The following is an 18,175-nucleotide window of genomic DNA, read 5'->3' on the forward strand; positions in this document are numbered from 1 at the left end:
AGGTCACTTGTTGTTGATGACCTTGTCGATCGCGGCGTCCGCGTCCTTCGCGGCGGCCTCGACCGACTTCTTGCCGGTGCCGATGCTCTGCAGCATGGTCTGCAGGACCTGGGCCTTCTCGACCTGGCCCCAGCCGGGGGCCATGGGGACGAACCAGTTGGACTCGGCCGCGGTGGCCGGGACGACCGTCGCCGGGTCGTTCTTGAGGGTCGCGAGGTCGGTCTTGTTGTTGGGCAGGTTGCCCTTGGCCATCAGGCCCTTCTGGCCTGCGGGGCCGGTGAACGCGTTGATCCACTCGGCGGCGAGGCCCTGCGCGTGCGACTTGACCGGGACGGCGAGGTCGGAACCGCCCAGGAAGACGGGGAGGTTCTTGCCGGACGGGCCGGGCATCACGAAGTTCTCGAGGTTGTCCTTGAGCTTGCCGGTCTTGTCGTTCTTCGGGTCGGCGGAGGTCGCGCCCTCCCAGGCCGCGCCGAAGATCATGCCGGACTTGCCCTGGCCGTAGACGATGTAGCGGTCGGACTCGTCCTTGGTCTTGTCGCCGTGCATGTACTTGTCGACGACCGTCTTGAACTCGTTCAGGCCCTTGAGCGACTCGGGCGAGGAGAGGTCGGCCTTCCACTGGCCGCCGTCCTCCTTGGCGATGGAGCCGCCCGCGTCGTAGACGAAGGACATGGCCGCGTACCAGTCGCGGGTGGGCTGGTACCAGGCGGAGAACTTGTCGCCCTCCTTCTGCTGGACCTTGTCCAGGGCGGCGGTCAGCTCCGCGTACGTCTTGGGCGTGGACTTCACGCCGACCGCGGCGAAGACGTCCTTGCGCCAGTTGCCGACGCGGCCGCCGGCGTAGTACGGCACGCCGTAGGTCTTGCCGTCGTAGGTCACCGAGGCCTTGAGGCCGTCGAGCCAGGCGGAGGAGTTGTCGAACTTGGCGGTGTCCAGGGGAGCGAAGGCGCCCTTGACCATGTAGCCGAGCATCTCGGTGTTGCCCATCTCGACGACGTCGGGGGCCTTGTCCGTGGCGAGGACCGCGTCGAGCTTGGCGTTCTTGTCCGGCCAGCCGTAGTACTCGTGGTTGATCTTGACGCCGGGGTGCTTCTTCTGCACGGCGGCGTCGGCGGCCTTCACCAGCTCGGGCCAGTTGTTCTGCGCGTCGACGGTGAGCCAGACGGTCAGCTCCTTGGCGTCCGTGCCCTTCGAGTCCCCGCTGCCACTGTCGTCCCCGCACGCCGCGATGGAGACCATCATGCCCGCGATACCGATCGCGGCTATCAGCTTGCGCTTCACGCCATCCTCCTCAGGGATGCCACACCCCCCGCCCACGGGCCGGGACCTCGATCTGGACCAATGGTGTAGACCAGTGCGCAGAGCTTGGCTCAGGCCCATAAGCCTGTCAAGGGTGGCCGAACCCCCTCCGACCAGCCGTTATGGGACCTACATATGCAGGAACCTTTAAGTAAGAAGCCGTCGAAAACATCGGCCTCGGATACGGTCGGGCCGGTAGACCATTTGCCCTGGTGGACTAGACCAGCAAGGGCTGCGACGGTATACAGAGGGATCACGGAACGATGGCGCGCGCATCGCCGCGTCCGTGCCACGATGTGAGCCGCGGCCGACGGTGTGTCGGCCGTTTCGGCACCCGCAGCCGGGAAGGCAGGCCATGAGCACCGACGTCAGCAGTGCGGAGAACGAGGGTGGGGCGACCGTCCGTACCGCGCGTGTGCCCAAGTACTACCGCCTCAAGAAGCACCTGCTCGACATGACGGAGACGCAGTCGCCCGGCACCCCGGTCCCGCCGGAGCGCACCCTGGCAGCCGAGTTCGACACCTCGCGCACGACCGTCCGCCAGGCCCTGCAGGAACTCGTGGTCGAGGGGCGGCTGGAGCGCATCCAGGGCAAGGGCACCTTCGTCGCCAAGCCGAAGGTGTCGCAGGCGCTGCAACTCACCTCGTACACCGAGGACATGCGCGCGCAGGGGCTCGAACCGACCTCACAGCTGCTGGACGTCGGCTACATCACCGCCGACGACCGCCTCGCCGGGCTGCTCGACATCACGGCCGGCGGCCGGGTGCTGCGCATCGAACGTCTGCGCATGGCCAACGGCGAGCCGATGGCGATCGAGACGACCCATCTGTCGGCGAAGCGCTTCCCGGCCCTGCGCCGGTCGCTGGCCAAGTACACCTCGCTCTACACCGCTTTGGCCGAGGTCTACGACATCCATCTCGCCGAGGCCGAGGAGACCATCGAGACCTCCCTTGCCACGCCCCGCGAGGCCGGTCTGCTCGGCACCGACGTGGGCCTGCCCATGCTGATGCTCTCCCGCCACTCGCTGGACCGGCAGGGCCGGCCGGTGGAGTGGGTGCGGTCGGTCTACCGGGGCGACCGGTACAAGTTCGTGGCCAGGCTGAAGAGGCCCGCCGAGTAGAGGGTCTGTGGAGGGCCTTCCGCTGGGCTTATCCGTCACTTACATTGCCTGCGCATTACACCTGTGATCAAGGCGATCGGATGAGGGGACGGAGCCGCCGATGTCAGAGACCCCGGAAGTGACCAGGGGGCCGGTGGTGACGCCTGTGCGCGTCGTCATCGCCCTCTGTCTGCTCGCGCCCTTCGCGGCGATGCTGTGGGTGGGTTCGTACGCGAAGGTGGACCCGGCGTTCATCGGGATCCCCTTCTTCTACTGGTACCAGATGCTGTGGGTGCCCCTCTCCGCCGCACTGACCGTGACGGCGTACAAGCTGTGGCAGCGTGACCAGCGCGGCCGCGCGGCCGCCGTCCCGGCGTCCTTCGGCCCCTCCCCGAAGACCTCTTCCCCGAAGACCTCTTCGCCGAAGGCCTCTTCCCCGAAGGGCGGTGCGTCGGAGTGAAGGACGGCGTGAACGGCGTGGCGCTCGCCGTCTTCATCTTCTTCTTCCTGGCCGTCACGGTCATGGGCTTCCTGGCCGCGCGCTGGCGCAGGGCCGACAGCGACAGCCTCGACGAATGGGGCCTGGGCGGCCGGTCGTTCGGCACCTGGGTGACCTGGTTCCTGCTCGGCGGGGACCTGTACACCGCGTACACCTTCGTCGCGGTGCCGGCGGCGATCTACGCGGCCGGCGCGGCCGGCTTCTTCGCGGTGCCCTACACGATCCTCGTGTACCCGCTGATCTTCACGTTCCTGCCCCGCCTGTGGTCGGTGTCCCACAAGCACGGCTATGTGACGACCTCGGACTTCGTGCGGGGCCGCTTCGGCTCGAAGGGCCTGTCGCTGGCGGTCGCCGTCACCGGCATCCTGGCGACGATGCCCTACATCGCACTCCAACTGGTCGGCATCCAGGCCGTGCTCGACGTGATGGGCGTCGGCGGCGGCGAGGACACCAACTGGTTCGTGAAGGACCTGCCGCTGCTGATCGCCTTCGGCGTGCTGGCGGCCTACACGTACTCCTCGGGTCTGCGGGCCCCCGCGCTGATCGCGTTCGTGAAGGACACGCTGATCTACATCGTCATCGCGGTGGCGATCATCTACATCCCGATCAAGCTGGGCGGCTTCGACGACATCTTCGCCAAGGCTGCCCACGCGTTCAGCCAGACCAACCCGGCGACGGGCAAGCCGCGCGGCGCGCTCGCACCGGCGGAACCGGGCCAGTGGACGTACGCGACGCTCGCACTGGGCTCGGCGCTCGCGCTGTTCATGTACCCGCACTCCATCACCGCGACGCTGTCGTCGCGCAGCCGTGAGGTGATCCGCCGCAACACCACGATCCTGCCGCTGTACTCGCTGATGCTGGGCCTGCTCGCCCTGCTGGGCTTCATGGCGATCGCGGCCGGGGTCAAGGTCACCAACGGCCAGCTCGCGATCCCGCAGCTGTTCGAGGACATGTTCCCGTCCTGGTTCGCCGGGGTGGCGTTCGCGGCGATCGGCATCGGCGCGCTGGTGCCTGCGGCCATCATGTCGATCGCGGCCGCGAACCTCTTCACCCGCAACATCTACAAGGACTTCATCAAGCCGGACGCGACGCCCGCCCAGGAGACGAAGGTCTCCAAGCTGGTCTCGCTGCTGGTGAAGGTGGGCGCCCTGGTCTTCGTCCTCACCATGGACAAGACGGTGGCCATCAACTTCCAGCTGCTGGGCGGCATCTGGATCCTGCAGACCTTCCCGGCCCTGGTCGGCGGCCTGTTCACCCGCTGGTTCCACCGCTGGGCCCTGCTGGCCGGCTGGGCGGTCGGCATGCTCTACGGCACCTTCGCCGCCTACGGGGTCGCCTCCCCGACGCAAGCGCACTTCGGCGGCTCCTCGAAGGAGATCCCGGGCATCGGGGAGATCGGCTACATCGGCCTCACGGCGTTCGTCCTCAACGTCGTCGTCGCGGTGGTCCTGACGTTCGCCCTGAAGGCGGCCAAGGCGCCCGACGGGATCGACGAGACGAAGCCGGAGGACTACACGGCGGACGCGGGCGACCCGGGCGTCCAGGTCGAACTGCCACCGGCGACCGCGGGCGCGTCCCACTGAGGCGGACGGACACGGCCGAGGCGGGACACGCGGGTTCGCCCGTCAGGCGCAGGGCGGGTCGTCGGAGGCATCCGGCGGCCCGCCCTCGCACGTGTGCCGCACACTGGCCGCCATGGGCGGCATCCGGACCGCACACCCGTGCGGGACCGGAGCTCCCGCCGGAGTCGGCCGACATCACTCTGCTCACCTGTCAGTTGACGCTCTGAAACCACCGCGACACTACATCTGGTGGTGGCGTGACGGGTGAGCACAAGATGTATGCTCATGCTCGCTGTCGCCGCAGGGGAATCCGGTGCGAATCCGGAACTGTCCCGCAACGGTGTACTCGCGTGCATCCATACCCATATGCGCACGCCTGTTCAGTCCGAGGTCCTGCCGACAGCGTGCCCGGCCGTCCGGTCCGGGCGCCCTGACGTCCGGGCCTCGCGGAGTGGGCCGGTGGACGCGACGCCCCCGCGCGCTCGTGTGCTGCCCCCTGCCCTGCACAAGGCCCCCCGCCGAGCGAGGGAGAGCCCCACGTGACCATCGCGCCAGCCGAACCGGTTTCAGTCGCCGAACTGGAGACCGACGGTCCCGGGACCGCGTTGCTGCGTACCCTGACCGAGCTGACCGCCGACCTGCCCGACGCCGACCCCGGCCGGGTCGCCGCCGCGGCCCTGCGCGGCCGGTCTGCACGGGCTGCCTCCGAGATCACCGCGGAGCTGCGCGAGCTGGCCACGGAGGCGGCGGCCGGTCTGATCTCCGAGGACCCGGCCTACTCGAAGCTGGCCGCCCGGCTGCTGACGATCAGCATCGCCGCGGAGGCCGCCTCCCAGGGCGTCACGTCGTTCACCGAGTCGGTCGCCGTCGGCCACCGCGAGGGTCTGATCGCGGACCGCACCGCCGAGTTCGTGCGCGTCCACGCGGGCCGCCTCGACGCGCTGATCGACGAGCGGGCCGACGACCGCTTCGGCTACTTCGGACTGCGCACCCTGCACAGCCGCTACCTCCTGCGGCACCCGATCACCCGCAAGGTCGTCGAGACGCCCCAGCACTTCCTGCTGCGCGTCGCCTCCGGCCTCGCCGAGGACGACACGGTCCGCGCCGTGGACGAGGTCGCCGCGCTCTACGGGCTGATGAGCCGGCTGGACTACCTCCCGTCCTCCCCCACCCTCTTCAACTCCGGCACCCGGCACCCCCAGATGTCGTCCTGCTACCTCCTCGACTCCCCGCTGGACGAGCTGGACTCCATCTACGACCGCTACCACCAGGTGGCCCGGCTCTCGAAGCACGCCGGCGGCATCGGCCTGTCGTACTCCCGCATCCGCAGCCGCGGTTCGCTGATCCGCGGCACCAACGGCCACTCCAACGGCATCGTGCCGTTCCTGAAGACGCTGGACGCCTCGGTCGCCGCGGTGAACCAGGGCGGCCGGCGCAAGGGCGCGGCCGCCGTCTACCTGGAGACCTGGCACTCCGACATCGAGGAGTTCCTGGAACTGCGCGACAACACCGGCGAGGACGCCCGGCGTACGCACAACCTGAACCTCGCGCACTGGATCCCGGACGAGTTCATGCGCCGGGTCAACGCCGACGAGCCGTGGTCGCTGTTCTCGCCCGCCGACGTGCCCGAGCTGGTCGACCTGTGGGGCGACGAGTTCGACGCGGCCTACCGCAGGGCCGAGGCCGCCGGCCTGGCCAGGAAGACCATCCCGGCCCGTGACCTGTACGGCCGCATGATGCGCACCCTCGCGCAGACCGGCAACGGCTGGATGACCTTCAAGGACGCGGCCAACCGCACCGCCAACCAGACGGCCGAGCCGGGCCATGTCGTCCACTCCTCCAACCTCTGCACGGAGATCCTGGAGGTCACGGACGACGGCGAGACGGCCGTGTGCAACCTGGGCTCGGTGAACCTGGGCGCGTTCGTCGACACGGCGGGCGGCGACATCGACTGGGAGCGGCTGGACGAGACCGTCCGCACGGCCGTCACCTTCCTGGACCGCGTCGTCGACATCAACTTCTATCCGACCGAGCAGGCGGGCCGCTCCAACGCCCGCTGGCGTCCGGTCGGGCTGGGCGCGATGGGCCTGCAGGACGTCTTCTTCAAGCTGCGCGTCCCCTTCGACTCGCCCGAGGCCAAGGCCCTGTCCACCCGCATCGCCGAGCGCGTGATGCTCGCCGCGTACGAGGCGTCCGCCGACCTGGCCGAGCGCAACGGCCCCCTTCCCGCCTGGGAGAAGACCCGTACGGCCAGGGGTGTGCTGCACCCCGACCACTACGGCGTCGAGTTCGCCTGGCCGGAGCGCTGGGCCGCCCTGCGCGAGCGGATCGCCGCGACCGGTCTGCGCAACTCGCTGCTGCTCGCCATCGCGCCCACCGCCACCATCGCCTCCATCGCAGGCGTGTACGAGTGCATCGAGCCGCAGGTGTCCAACCTGTTCAAGCGCGAGACGCTGTCCGGCGAGTTCCTCCAGGTCAACTCGTACCTGGTGCAGGAACTCAAGGAGCTCGGCGTATGGGACGCGCGCACCCGTGAGGCGCTGCGCGACGCGAACGGCTCGGTGCAGGGCTTCGCATGGATCCCGGCGGAGGTGCGGGCGCTGTACCGCACGGCGTGGGAGATCCCGCAGCGCGGCCTGATCGACATGGCCGCCGCCCGCACCCCGTTCCTGGACCAGGCCCAGTCCCTGAACCTGTTCCTGGAGACGCCGACCATCGGCAAGCTCTCCTCGATGTACGCGTACGCCTGGAAGTCGGGCCTGAAGACGACGTACTACCTGCGCTCGCGCCCGGCGACCCGCATCGCCCGCGCCGCCCGGGCCCAGGCGCAGCCCGAGACCACCGTCCCCGTGCAGCAGGCGGCCGATCCCGACGCCGTCGCCTGCTCCCTTGAGAACCCCGAGTCCTGCGAGGCCTGCCAGTAATGACCACCGCACCCGAGAAGACCGAGAAGAACCTGCTCGACCCGGGCTTCGAGCTGACCCTGCGCCCGATGCGCTACCCCGACTTCTACGAGCGCTACCGGGACGCGATCAAGAACACCTGGACCGTCGAGGAGGTCGACCTCCACTCGGACGTCGCGGACCTCGCGAAGCTGTCCGAGGGCGAGCAGCACATGATCGGCCGGCTGGTCGCGTTCTTCGCGACGGGCGACTCGATCGTGGCGAACAACCTCGTGCTGACGCTGTACAAGCACATCAACTCCCCCGAGGCTCGCCTGTACCTGTCCAGGCAGCTGTTCGAGGAGGCCGTGCACGTCCAGTTCTATCTGACCCTGCTGGACACCTACCTGCCCGATCCGGCGGACCGGGCGGCCGCCTTCGACGCGGTGGAGAACATCCCCTCCATCCGCGAGAAGGCCGGGTTCTGCTTCAAGTGGATCAACGAGGTCGAGAAGCTGGAGCGGCTGGAGTCCCAGGCCGACCGCCGCCGCTTCCTGCTCAACCTGATCTGCTTCGCCGCGTGCATCGAGGGCCTGTTCTTCTACGGGGCCTTCGCGTACGTCTACTGGTTCCGCAGCCGCGGTCTGCTGCACGGCCTGGCGACCGGCACCAACTGGGTGTTCCGCGACGAGACGATGCACATGAGCTTCGCCTTCGAGGTGGTCGACACCGTCCGCAAGGAGGAGCCGGAGCTCTTCGACGACCGGCTCCGGGAGCAGGTCGTCGACATGCTCCGGGAGGCCGTCGAGGCCGAGCTGCAGTTCGCGCGCGACCTGTGCGGCGAGGGCCTGCCGGGCATGAACACCGACTCCATGCGGCAGTACCTGGAGTGCGTCGCCGACCAGCGCCTGACGCGGCTCGGCTTCGCCCCGGTGTACGGGTCGGAGAACCCGTTCTCCTTCATGGAGCTGCAGGGCGTTCAGGAGCTGACCAACTTCTTCGAGCGCCGTCCGTCGGCGTACCAGGTCGCGGTGGAGGGCACCGTCGACCTGGACGAGGACTTCTGAGTCCGGCTCGCCGACCGAGCGGACCGAGCGGCGTGCGCGGCCTGCGCGGCCTGCGCGGCCTGCGCGGCCTGCGCGGCCTTCAACTGACGGCCGATCCGGCGCTCGTGGCGAAGTCCCACGAGCGCCGGACCCGCGAGGAGGAGGAAGAGGACCAGGACGGTGAGGTACTCACTGAGTGCGTTCATGAGGTAAGCGTCGTACGCGGCAGACGCTCCTGACAGTGGCAGGACTGCCGCACACCTTCGAATTACTGCCACTTCCGGTGCACACTGGCGGCATGCTGAACAACGTGGCCGCGATCCTGCTGGACGGTGTGCACCCCTTCGAACTGGGCGTCGTCTGCGAGGTCTTCGGGATCGACCGCAGCGACGAGGGGCTGCCGGTCTACGACTTCGCCGTCGCCTCCGCGGAGGGCCGGACGCTGAGCACTCACGCGGGCTTCACCCTGGGCACCGAGCACGGGCTCGAACGGCTGGAGAGCGCCGACCTGATCGCCGTCCCCGCCGGGGAGACGTACGGCAGCCGCGCGTTCCCGCCGGAGCTGCTCGACGCGCTGCGCCGGGCCGTGGACCGGGGCACGCGCGTGCTCAGCGTCTGCTCCGGGGCGTTCGTGCTGGCCGCGGCGGGCCTGCTGGACGGGCGGCGCTGCGCGGTGCACTGGCGGCACGCCGAGCAGCTGGCCCGGCAGTATCCGCGCACGACGGTCGAACCCGACGTGCTCTACGTCGACGAGGACCCGGTGATCACCTCGGCCGGGACGGCCGCCGGCATCGACGCCTGTCTGCACATCGTCCGCAAGGAGCAGGGCCCCGAGATCGCCAACCGGATCGCCCGGCGGATGGTGGTGCCGCCGCACCGGGACGGCGGCCAGGCCCAGTACATCGAGCGGCCGTTGCCCCGGTCGCGGTGCGACACCGTCGGCGAGGTGCTCGCCTGGATGGAGCAGCACCTCGACGAGGAGGTCACCGTCGAGCAGCTCGCCGGACGGGCCCACATGTCCCCGCGCACCTTCGCCCGGCGCTTCCAGCAGGAGACGGGCACGACCCCCTATCGGTGGCTGCTGCGCCAGCGGGTGCTGCTGGCGCAGCAGCTGCTGGAGGCGACGGACGAGACGGTGGACGCGATCGCCTGGCGCGCCGGGTTCGGCACGGCGGGCGCGCTGCGCCACCAGTTCGTGCAGGCGCTGGGGACGACCCCCCACGCCTACCGACGCACGTTCCGCGGTCCGCGGGCCGTGGCCTGAGCCGCGGCTCTCACCCCGGTATCGCGCGCAGCAGCAGCCGGCGCGGCCGGAGCGTGATGCCGATGTGCGTGCGGTTGTCGGAGCCGGGCGCCGGCTCGAAGCGGAACGCGTTCGCCACCACCGCCGTGATCAGCGTCAGCTCGGCCATCGAGAAGTGGTCACTCGGGCACTTGCGATTGCCGACGCCGAACGGCGTCATGGCGTATTTCGGCAGGTTCGGGGAGCGGCCGGGCAGCCAGCGGTCGGGGTCGAACTCCGTGTGCCGCTCGTACGACCGCGGATCGCGCTGAACCGCGTACGGGCTGTAGACGATGTCGGCTCCGGCGGGAATGCGGTATCCGCCGAGCTCCGTGTCGGTCACCGCGCGCCGGGTCAATATCCATACGGCGGGATACAGCCGCATGGTCTCGACGACGACATTGGCGGTGTGCTGCAGCTTTCGGACGTCGGCGAATGCGACCGGTCGGTCGCCGACAACGTTTTTCACCTCTTCGCGGATCTTGTCCACCTGATCCGGGTGCTCGGTGAGCACGTGGAGCAACGACATGACCACTGAGCCGGCGGTTTCGCTGCCCGGGGTGAGTATCGCGACGACCTGGTCGTGGATCTCCTGTTCCCCGATCGGTTCGCCATTCTCGTCCTTCGCCTCCAGCAAAGCCGTCAGCAAATCGTTCGGTTTTTGACCGGATGCCCTGCGGTCGGCGACGATCTCGTCCACCAGCCGATGCAGATCGGCCAGCGCCCGGTTGAATTTTCGGTTGGCCGGAACCGGTACCCGATAAAGCGGCCCGAGGGGCACCACCATGCGCTGGTACATACCGGCGAACAGCGTGGCGAGCGCGGAGGTGATGCGCTCGGACCGGGCGTCCATATAGCTGCCGCGCATCAGACAGCGGGCCGAGATGCGCACGGACACCCGGAAGGCCTCCGCGGTGACGTCGAGGATCTCGCCCCGCGTCCAGCGCTCGATGAGCGCGTACGCCTCCTCCTCCATGATCGGCCCGTAGCCGGGGATGGCGTCGAGCCGGAACGCGGGCTGGATGGTGCGCCGCTGGCGGCGGTGGAGCGGCCCGTTGGCCGTGGCCACGCCCTCCTTGCCGAGCAGGCTCTCCAGGGACTCCCACAGGGGCCCGGAGACGATGTAGTCCGGGCTGAGCGCCAGGGCCCCGGTGAGCTCCGGCGCGGTGACGGCGTACACCGTCTTGGGGCCCAGTTTGAGGCCTACGACGTCGCCGTGGTCGCGCAGCCGGGCCATGAAGGCCAGCGGATCGCGGGCCATCTTCCAGCCGTGCCCGAGGAGCGGGACTCCGCCACCGGCCACCGGTGGCTCACTCGGTTCCCCGGTCCCGGGGGTCACGGGCTTCACCGACTCGACGGTCATTTCTCACCTGCCGCTTCGTTGTTGACGTACGGGGGCGTGGACCGGTCGTCCCAGTTGTCGACCATGTAACGGCCGGACTCGTGGTGGAACCAGTAGACGGAACTGAACCAGTTGCGCATATTGCCGAGGCAAGCCCTGACGGCGGTGCCGAGTTCCCTTCCGCGCACCGTCCCGTCGTCGAGCCGGTCGGCGAGCCGCAGGACTTCCGTCTCGACCACGAGGAACTCGGATATGCATTCCTCGATACGTCGGCGGAGATCTTCGACCGCCTCTTCCAGGGTCATCCCCTCATGGGTGATGAGGCTGATTCCGAGATTGTGCACCTCGTCGCCCGCCAATTCCTTGGGCAGCGAGCAGAGGTCGTTGTACCAGGCGGCGAATTCCTGACTCAGCAGGGCCGCCCGCCGATAAGCCGGGTGTTTCCGTACCGAGGTCGGGAGTTCGCAGCCCGCACTCGCCTCCAGCAGATCGGTCCAGATCCAGTGCGCGAAGGTCAGCCGTCGCAGCGCGAGGTATTCCTCGACACCGGGAATGCGCCCTTCGACTCGGTTGTGGAATTCGCGGTCGTACGCCTCGATCACGGTGTGGAAGTGACGGGCGAACCGCGCGTTCCAGGTGTCGGGAAGGAAGGAGTACAGCCGGGCCGCTCCGTCCGCGAGCCCGGCGACCAGCGGGTCCGGATGGCGCAGATGAGCCGCCGGGGAGTCCAGAGCCGCGTGCAAGCGGAACCTGAGTCGCCGCCAGGACGAGGCCCGGTCGTGCACGACGTCACGGTCGTGCCGGTCGTCCCAGACAAAGAACCACGCGCTGAAGTCCGCGATGGCCTGCATGACCTCGTCGGGTGCGCCGAGGTAGTAGCCCGCCATCAAGTCCGTATAGCACAGACCATCGGCATATTCGGCGACCTTGTCCGCCGGCATCAACCGCTTTTCCAGGAGCCAGGAGCGGGTCTTCTCCTGCAACCGGGGCCAATACGGATGCAGTTGCCGGGGAAACGCCGCCTCGATGACCGGAAGAGAGAGCGAGGGAGGGACCGCGGGCGCGGCCACCGTCGCCGTGGTGCTGTATGCGGTGCTGTATGTGGTGCTGTATGGGAAAGCTGGCACGAACAACCCCTCTCAGCCGCCAGTGGGCGCACGCCCCTCCCGCCGTGCCGGGCGTGCGCCGTTGCGTATCCCCGCACTTCCCCATTCAGCCCTACAACTGACCGTTCTGGGAACGGATTTGCTTCATTCACTACCCCAACATGCCGAGAATCCGCCCCCGCGTGACTGGTTACGGATCAGCAGATGTGCGTAAACGGTCGAACGTCCGACGGACACACGAACGACGCCTGACCGGGGCATCCCGGCCAGGCGTCGTTCGTGTGTGCGGGGTGAAGTCAGTCGTTGGCGACCACGGGGTAGCGGGGCTCGTTCTCGGCCATCTGCCGCAGGGCGTCCTTGCGCTCCCGCTTGGACAGCCGGTCGATGTAGAGATACCCGTACAGGTGATCGGTCTCGTGCTGCAAACACCGTGCGAAGTACCCGGTGCCGCGCACCTTGATCGGGTTGCCGTGCTCGTCCTGCCCGGTGACCTCGGCGTAGTCGGGACGGGCGAGCGGCGCGTAGGCGGTGGGCACCGACAGACAGCCCTCGTTGCTGTCGTCCAGCCGCCGCCGGTCCGCGGGCAGTTCCACCAGCTTGGGGTTGCAGACGACGCCGGTGTGCCGGACGCCGTCGTCGTCGGGGCAGTCGTAGACGAAGACCTTCAGGCCGACGCCGATCTGGTTGGCGGCCAGGCCCACGCCCTCGGCGGTGTGCTGCGAGGCGAACATGTCCGCGACCAGCTGCCGCAGCTCCTCGTCGAACTCGGTGACGTCCCTGCACTCCTTGTGCAGCACCGGGTTCCCGACGACGGTGATCGGCCGCGAGACGCCGGCCTCACGCCAGGCCAGCTCGCGCTCCTGCGCCTTCTCGGTGTCGATGACGAAGCCCTCGTCGTCCACGGGGAGCACGCCCGCGTGCTGCTGATCGGTGTCCTGCTGCGCCATGACCGACGATGCCTTCCTCAAACAGACGGGGGGGGTGAATGCTCGATACAGGGTACGGGCAGCGCCCCCCTCGCAGACGCGGGCCGTACCGATGTGCGACCGGGCCGCGAGACGGGTCAGCACACCTCTTCGAGATCCCGCCAGCCCCTCGAATCGGGGCTGTCGGCGACCCATCCGTCCAGCAGCCCGCGGACGAGCGAAGCCGGCGCGGCCACCCCGCACTCCCGCTCGGGGACCCACAGCTGGCCGTCGGTGCGATGGCCGAGCGGGCCCGGATGCCCCGGCTCGCTGTGGTCGTGCGGGTCGAGATGCTCGCCGTCGCCCTCGTCGGAGGGCATCCGGGACTCCGAGCACATCCGGCACAGCAGCCGGACCGACGAGGACCAGTCCTCCGCGGCGAACCCCGCGTCGGCGGCCAGCTGCTCCAGCGCGTCCCGGTCCGACTCGGTGGCCGCCTCCAGCAGGACCACCCAGGTCGGCACCGGGGACGGGGCCCACAGCTCGATCTCGTCGAAGACCGGGTAGGAGTGGCCGGTCGAGGTGGTCCGCTCGCCGTGCGGCACGCCGTCGTGCAGCACGACCTCGCCCCAGCGCCGCCCGGAGGAGGGCAGCGGGATCGACAGCACCTCGATGCGGGCGGGGTCCAGCCGCCGCCCCCACACCACCTCGGCCTCGCCCTCGGGCGAGAGCCGCACGGCCGCGCTGCCCAGGTCCATTCCGAGGGGCTCGCCCGCGCCGGTGGCCTCGCCGGGCACGTGCAGTCCGTACGCCTGCCAGGCGCGGCGGGCCAGCGGCCAGTCCTGCAGCGCGGTGGCGGCGATGCCGACGTTCCACCAGTCGGGGGCCCCGGCCCCGCGGTCGAGCAGCGCGACGGCCCGCAGACCCGCCGTGCGGGCCTGCTCCCAGTCGTGCCGGAACTTGTGCAGCAGGGCGAGGTTGAACCAGGACTCGGACAGCCACGGCTCCAGGTCGGCGGCACGTGTCAGCAGCGCGCCCGCGTCCTCGTACCGCCCGTCGCCGATCAGCGTGAACGCGCGATCGGTGGCCTGCCGCCAGGAGGCGGAGGGCCGGTGCCGTCCCTTGCCGAAGATCCTCACGATTCCCGCCTGCCAGTTCCGTTCTGTGGGCTGGCCAGTGCCCCCGGACACTCTCTCCCTCGCATCCAACCACGTGTGGCCGCAGGGCCGCTCATTACCCATGGGTTACCCACCCGCGGGCAAGGTCAGACGGCCTGTGGACAGCACCCTGGCCAGCGCCTCGACGACCTCGGGCGCGTACTCCCCGCCGGTGCCCAGACGCAGCTCCTCCAGGGCGCACAAGGCCCCGCCCGGACCGCTGCCCCGAACCTTCTCGTCGTATGCGTTCACCACCCGGACTATGCGGGCCGCCACCGGTTGCTCCGGGTAGGGGTCGGCCTGCCGTTCCACCACCGTCGCCACCTGGGCGCTCGCCCCGGTCTGGCGGACGACGGCCCCGCCGAGCAGCGCGATCCGCCGCTGCTCCGCCGCCGGCAGGCCCGCGGTGGCCCCGGCCGGGACCGGGTCGACGAGGCTGAGCTGTCCGATGTCGTGCATCAGCGCCGCGTACTCCAGGACGGTCAGCTCGGGCTCCGGCAGTCTCAGATCGCGGCCCACGGCCTGGCTCAGGACCGCGACCCGGCGGGCGTGCCCGGCCGGGGTGTATCCGGCGATCTCGGTGGCGCGGGCCAGGGAGGCGATGGTCTGCCGGTAGGTGGCCCGCACGGCCGCGTACCGGCGCAGGGACAGCTGGGTGAGCAGCAGCGGCACCGAGAACACGGGCAGCGCCCACAGTCCGACCACGGCGACCGCGAGCGCCATCACCGCGCCCGTCGCGCACACCGCCGAGCCGATCCCGGGCACCGCCCGCAGTTCGTCCCGCAGCAGCGGGGCCAACGGCCAGCCGGTGCGGGAGCAGGCGAGGGCGGCGGCGACCACGGCGTCGCACAGGACGGTCAGGACCAGCAGCGCCAGCAGCAGCAGCGCGTAGGCGGGACCGCTCCAGCCGTCGAACGCCCCGCGGTTGTAGAGGGGCTGGAAGCAGACGGCGGCGAACCCGACGGCCAGGACGCGCCGGACCAGGTGGTCGAGGACGGGGCCTTCCCCGCGTGCCAGATACGGCACGCTGCCCAGCAGGGAGGCGGCGGCGACGACCACGACGACCTGCGCGACCCCGTGGTGGGTGGGGTGTCCGGCCTGCTCCCCGACCAGCGCGTACGCCAGCGCGCCGGCCGCGCCGAGCGGCGCGCGCTCACGCGGTCCGGGCCCGTCGGCCGGCGTCTCGACCGGGAGGAGCCGGGGGTCCAGGAGGGGCAGCTCCCCGACGGCGACCAGGACGCCGAAGGCGAGCGCCATGGGCCGCTGGTCCACGCCGGTCAGGCACGTGACGAGGAGGCCGGCGACGACGAGAACGCCGGCGGCGGTGCGCAGGGCGATGAGGGTGCGGCGACCGGTCATCGGCGCGCCTCGGACCGGTCGTCGACGGCCTGCGCGGGGGTGTCGACGGCCTGCGCGGGGGTGTCGACGGCCTGCGCGGGGGTGTCGGTGGACTGCGCGGGCGAGGGGAGGGGGGGCCGGGTCTCCTCGGCGGTCACCACGGGACGCCAGCCGTCCCGTTCGACGACCCGGGTCAGCGCCGTGACCATCCGGGGGTCGAAGTGGGCTCCGGCGCACCGGCGCAGCTCCTCCAGGGCCGTCTCGACCGGCCGGGCGCGGCTGTAGGACCGGGTGGACGTCATCGCGTCGAAGGCGTCCGCGACGGCGACCACGCGCGCGGGCTCCGGGATCTGGGCGCCCGCCAGGCCGTACGGATAGCCGGTGCCGTCGATGCGTTCGTGGTGGTGGAGGATCGCCGAGCGGGCCTCGCCGAGGAACGAGATGCCCCGGGTGATCTCGTGCCCGTACTCGGGGTGCAGCTCGATCACCCGCCGTTCCTCGGGCGTCAGTGGCCCGTTCTTGCGCAACAGGCGGGTGGGCACGCCGAGTTTGCCGACGTCGTGCAGGATGCCGGCGAAGCGGAGCATTTCGATCCGGGCCTCGTCCATGCCGAGTTCACGGCCGATCATCATCGAGGCCTGTCCGACGCGTTCACTGTGTCCGCGGGTGTAGCCGTCCTTGATGTCGACGGCCTGCACCAGCGCCCGGATCGTCGCCTGGTGGGCGGCGCGCTCGCGGTGGTACTGCGCGAACACCCACCAGGACACGCCCATCGGGAACAGCACGAGCAGCGCGGCCACCGGGCCGTAGGGGCTGCGCCACAGCACGGCCGTCATCAGCCCGGCCAGTCCGTGCACGGCGAGGGGTGCGAGGGAGCGCAGGAACAGCCCGCGGCAGGACTGCCGCAGCGGCAGTCCTTCGGCGAGCGCGAGCATCCCGCCGTCCAGGAGGGCGAGCGCGGCGCAGAAGACCAGCACGGCCGCGCCGGCCGGTGCGAGGGCGAAGGGCACGTCCGAGCCGGCGACGGCCTCCCGGCCGCCGAGCGCCCCGTGCACCCGGGACGCCGCCCATACGGCGAGCGCCGACTGGGCGGCCCGCCAGATGCGGCGCAGCAGGGCGGGGGGCTGCTCGACGTGCGAGAACAGCGCCCCGAGCAACGGCACCAGGGCGGCCGCGGGCGGCGCGAGCAGGAACGCGCCGGCGAGCAGCAAGGGGTGGAACGTGCCGGCGAACCTGCGCCGGGCGATCTGCTCGCCCCCGGCGTACAGGGCGGCGAGCAGGGCGACGGCCCACCAGGGGGTCCGCCCGCCCGGCAGCGGGAGGAGGCAGAGCAGGGCGCCGAGGGCGGCGCAGGCGACGTATCCGCGTGCCCGCGCCGGAATCCCCTCCATGACGCCTCCCCCAGCCGTGCCTGTCCGGGCTCAGGAGCCTAGGACGGCGGGGGGTGGCTTCGCGGGCGTATCACCAGCGGATTAGCACATTCGGGTGACGCCGACGGTGTCCGGGCCCCGGAGAGGCGGGTTGCGGGCGGGGTCAGGACTCCTGCGGCGCGGCGGTCACGTCGTGCTCGGGGACGGCCTGGCCGGTGCGGATGAGATCCAGTCGCCCGAGGACCTTGGCGCGCAGGTCGCTCGGCACGTCGTCATGCCCGCAGCACCGCTTGACCAGCTTCTTCACGGCCTCCTCCAGCCCGTACTTCTCCAGGCAGGGGGAGCACTCCTCGAAGTGGTGCTGGAACTTGTCCCGGTCCAGTGGCGGCATCTCGCTGTCGAGATACTCGTACAGATGGTCGAGGACCTCACTGCAGTCCGTCTCGTGCGGATCTCCGCAGCTCATGAGCCCGAACCTTTCGCTTCGTTCGACTCTCCGGCACCGGCCGGGACCAGCCCGCGCTCACGGGCGTAGTCCTCCAGCATGCCGCGCAGTTGACGGCGGCCCCGGTGCAGCCGGGACATCACCGTGCCGATGGGTGTCCCCATGATGTCCGCGATCTCCTTGTACGCAAAGCCCTCCACGTCCGCGAGATACACGGCGATCCGGAACTCCTCCGGAATGGCCTGGAGCGCTTCCTTCACGTCCGAGTCGGGCAGGTGGTCCAGCGCCTGCGACTCGGCGGAGCGCAGACCGGTGGACATGTGCGACTCGGCGCGCGCCAGCTGCCAGTCCTCGATCTCCTCGGCCGCGGAGCGCTGGGGTTCGCGCTGCTTCTTGCGGTACGAGTTGATGAACGTGTTGGTGAGGATCCGGTACAGCCAGGCCTTGAGGTTGGTGCCCTCCCGGAACTGGTGGAAGGACGCGTACGCCTTGGCATACGTCTCCTGCACCAGGTCCTCGGCGTCCGCGGGGTTGCGCGTCATGCGCAGCGCGGCCGAGTACATCTGGTCGAGGAACTCCAGCGCGTCCCGCTCGAAGCGCGCGGTGCGCTCGGCGGTGGACTCCGCGCCGCTCTCCCCGCTCATGCCCGGGCCCTCGGGCAGCTCCGCCTGGCCGTTGTCGGTCCCTGCGTCGGTACCGGTGACCGGACCCACCTCCTCAAGATCGCGGGCGGAACCGAAACCGATCCCACTCGAATCGGAGGATAGACGACTACCCCTGTCGGCCGCCGCTCGAATAGGCGTGGCCTTGGCCGCATGCAGAACCGTCCAGTCCAGGTCG

15 protein-coding genes, 1 pseudogene and 1 riboswitch are annotated in these 18,175 nt (G+C 70.1%); of the genes and pseudogenes, 6 read left to right on the plus strand and 10 right to left on the minus strand.

Translation table 11 applies throughout. The features are described 5' to 3' along the window. Positions 1-3 precede the first annotated feature (3 nt). The gene (locus Sri02f_RS20145) at positions 4-1,284 is read right to left on the minus strand and encodes an extracellular solute-binding protein (protein WP_109002710.1); all 1,281 of its coding nucleotides are present in this window, start codon (positions 1,282-1,284) and stop codon (positions 4-6) included. Positions 1,285-1,657: 373 nt separating this feature from the next. Here Sri02f_RS20145 and Sri02f_RS20150 point away from each other — a divergent pair, with 373 nt between their 5' ends. The 5 genes and pseudogenes from Sri02f_RS20150 (at position 1,658) to Sri02f_RS20170 (ending at position 8,411) form a co-directional block, all read left to right on the plus strand. Beyond that, positions 1,658-2,422 (plus strand): GntR family transcriptional regulator, encoded by a 765-nt coding sequence (locus Sri02f_RS20150; protein WP_109002711.1) that lies wholly within the window; start codon positions 1,658-1,660, stop codon positions 2,420-2,422. 100 nt (positions 2,423-2,522) lie between these two features. After that, positions 2,523-2,759 (plus strand): annotated as a pseudogene (locus tag Sri02f_RS20155) (DUF3311 domain-containing protein); the annotation flags it as partial. A gap of 98 nt (positions 2,760-2,857) precedes the next feature. Next, entirely contained in the window at positions 2,858-4,483 is a 1,626-nt protein-coding gene (gene mctP / locus Sri02f_RS20160; protein WP_109002713.1) for a monocarboxylate uptake permease MctP, read from the plus strand. Positions 4,484-4,741: 258 nt separating this feature from the next. Further along, positions 4,742-4,877: riboswitch (cobalamin riboswitch) on the plus strand. 124 nt (positions 4,878-5,001) lie between these two features. Next, entirely contained in the window at positions 5,002-7,386 is a 2,385-nt protein-coding gene (locus tag Sri02f_RS20165; protein WP_109002714.1) for a ribonucleoside-diphosphate reductase subunit alpha, read from the plus strand. Next, positions 7,386-8,411 carry a ribonucleotide-diphosphate reductase subunit beta gene (locus tag Sri02f_RS20170; protein WP_109002715.1) on the plus strand — a complete coding sequence of 342 codons (1,026 nt, stop codon included), beginning with the start codon at positions 7,386-7,388 and terminating at the stop codon, positions 8,409-8,411. The genes Sri02f_RS20165 and Sri02f_RS20170 overlap by 1 nt, the downstream gene beginning before the upstream one ends. Here Sri02f_RS20170 and Sri02f_RS42250 read toward each other — a convergent pair. Continuing rightward, positions 8,324-8,596: a hypothetical protein gene (locus Sri02f_RS42250; RefSeq protein WP_109002716.1), complete on the minus strand. Its 273-nt coding sequence runs from the start codon at positions 8,594-8,596 to the stop codon at positions 8,324-8,326. The two genes, Sri02f_RS20170 and Sri02f_RS42250, sit on opposite strands and share 88 nt — an antisense overlap. 92 nt (positions 8,597-8,688) lie before the next feature. On the opposite strand from Sri02f_RS42250, the gene Sri02f_RS20180 reads away from it, so the two are divergent. Then, positions 8,689-9,654, plus strand: coding sequence for a GlxA family transcriptional regulator (locus Sri02f_RS20180; protein ID WP_109003179.1), 966 nt, complete (start codon positions 8,689-8,691; stop codon positions 9,652-9,654). Positions 9,655-9,664: 10 nt separating this feature from the next. Here Sri02f_RS20180 and Sri02f_RS20185 read toward each other — a convergent pair whose 3' ends face one another. The 8 genes from Sri02f_RS20185 to sigR all read right to left on the minus strand — a co-directional run bounded on the left by Sri02f_RS20185 (position 9,665) and on the right by sigR (position 18,048). Beyond that, complete coding sequence (locus tag Sri02f_RS20185) at positions 9,665-11,035, minus strand: bifunctional albaflavenone monooxygenase/terpene synthase (protein WP_109002717.1); 1,371 nt, start codon at positions 11,033-11,035, stop codon at positions 9,665-9,667. After that, a complete protein-coding gene (gene cyc1 / locus Sri02f_RS20190; protein WP_109002718.1) occupies positions 11,032-12,084 on the minus strand; it encodes an epi-isozizaene synthase in 1,053 nt (350 codons plus the stop codon). The genes Sri02f_RS20185 and cyc1 overlap by 4 nt, the downstream gene beginning before the upstream one ends. Before the next feature lie 332 nt (positions 12,085-12,416). Next, on the minus strand, positions 12,417-13,067 hold the full coding sequence (gene def / locus Sri02f_RS20195) for a peptide deformylase (protein WP_109002719.1): 651 nt from the start codon (positions 13,065-13,067) through the stop codon (positions 12,417-12,419). A 116-nt stretch (positions 13,068-13,183) separates the two neighbouring features. Next, positions 13,184-14,164 (minus strand): tetratricopeptide repeat protein, encoded by a 981-nt coding sequence (locus tag Sri02f_RS20200; protein ID WP_109002720.1) that lies wholly within the window; start codon positions 14,162-14,164, stop codon positions 13,184-13,186. Between the two features lie 105 nt (positions 14,165-14,269). Then, positions 14,270-15,541 carry an HD-GYP domain-containing protein gene (locus Sri02f_RS20205; protein WP_109002721.1) on the minus strand — a complete coding sequence of 424 codons (1,272 nt, stop codon included), beginning with the start codon at positions 15,539-15,541 and terminating at the stop codon, positions 14,270-14,272. Next, the gene (locus Sri02f_RS20210; protein WP_109002722.1) at positions 15,538-16,911 is read right to left on the minus strand and encodes an HD-GYP domain-containing protein; all 1,374 of its coding nucleotides are present in this window, start codon (positions 16,909-16,911) and stop codon (positions 15,538-15,540) included. Before Sri02f_RS20210 ends, Sri02f_RS20205 begins: the two co-directional genes overlap by 4 nt. 142 nt (positions 16,912-17,053) lie before the next feature. Continuing rightward, positions 17,054-17,356, minus strand: a complete 303-nt coding sequence (gene rsrA, locus Sri02f_RS20215) for a mycothiol system anti-sigma-R factor (protein ID WP_109002723.1) — start codon at positions 17,354-17,356, stop codon at positions 17,054-17,056. Then, a complete protein-coding gene (gene sigR, locus Sri02f_RS20220) occupies positions 17,353-18,048 on the minus strand; it encodes an RNA polymerase sigma factor SigR (RefSeq protein ID WP_218029888.1) in 696 nt (231 codons plus the stop codon). The genes rsrA and sigR overlap by 4 nt, the downstream gene beginning before the upstream one ends. Positions 18,049-18,175: the final 127 nt, after the last annotated feature.

The sequence above is a fragment of the Streptomyces rishiriensis genome (assembly GCF_003112535.1).
GTDB classification, from domain to species: Bacteria; Actinomycetota; Actinomycetes; order Streptomycetales; family Streptomycetaceae; genus Streptomyces; species Streptomyces rishiriensis.

Excerpts from the sequence above, each read along its gene's own strand:
- Sri02f_RS20205 (WP_109002721.1), bottom strand. The coding sequence starts at position 15,541 with ATGACCGGTCGCCGCACCCTCATCGCCCTGCGCACCGCCGCCGGCGTT.
- Sri02f_RS20210 (WP_109002722.1), bottom strand. The coding sequence starts at position 16,911 with ATGGAGGGGATTCCGGCGCGGGCACGCGGATACGTCGCCTGCGCCGCC.
- def (WP_109002719.1), bottom strand. The coding sequence starts at position 13,067 with ATGGCGCAGCAGGACACCGATCAGCAGCACGCGGGCGTGCTCCCCGTG.
- Sri02f_RS20150 (WP_109002711.1), top strand. The coding sequence starts at position 1,658 with ATGAGCACCGACGTCAGCAGTGCGGAGAACGAGGGTGGGGCGACCGTC.
- Sri02f_RS20170 (WP_109002715.1), top strand. The coding sequence starts at position 7,386 with ATGACCACCGCACCCGAGAAGACCGAGAAGAACCTGCTCGACCCGGGC.
- Sri02f_RS20185 (WP_109002717.1), bottom strand. The coding sequence starts at position 11,035 with ATGACCGTCGAGTCGGTGAAGCCCGTGACCCCCGGGACCGGGGAACCG.
- Sri02f_RS20180 (WP_109003179.1), top strand. The coding sequence starts at position 8,689 with ATGCTGAACAACGTGGCCGCGATCCTGCTGGACGGTGTGCACCCCTTC.
- Sri02f_RS42250 (WP_109002716.1), bottom strand. The coding sequence starts at position 8,596 with ATGAACGCACTCAGTGAGTACCTCACCGTCCTGGTCCTCTTCCTCCTC.
- rsrA (WP_109002723.1), bottom strand. The coding sequence starts at position 17,356 with ATGAGCTGCGGAGATCCGCACGAGACGGACTGCAGTGAGGTCCTCGAC.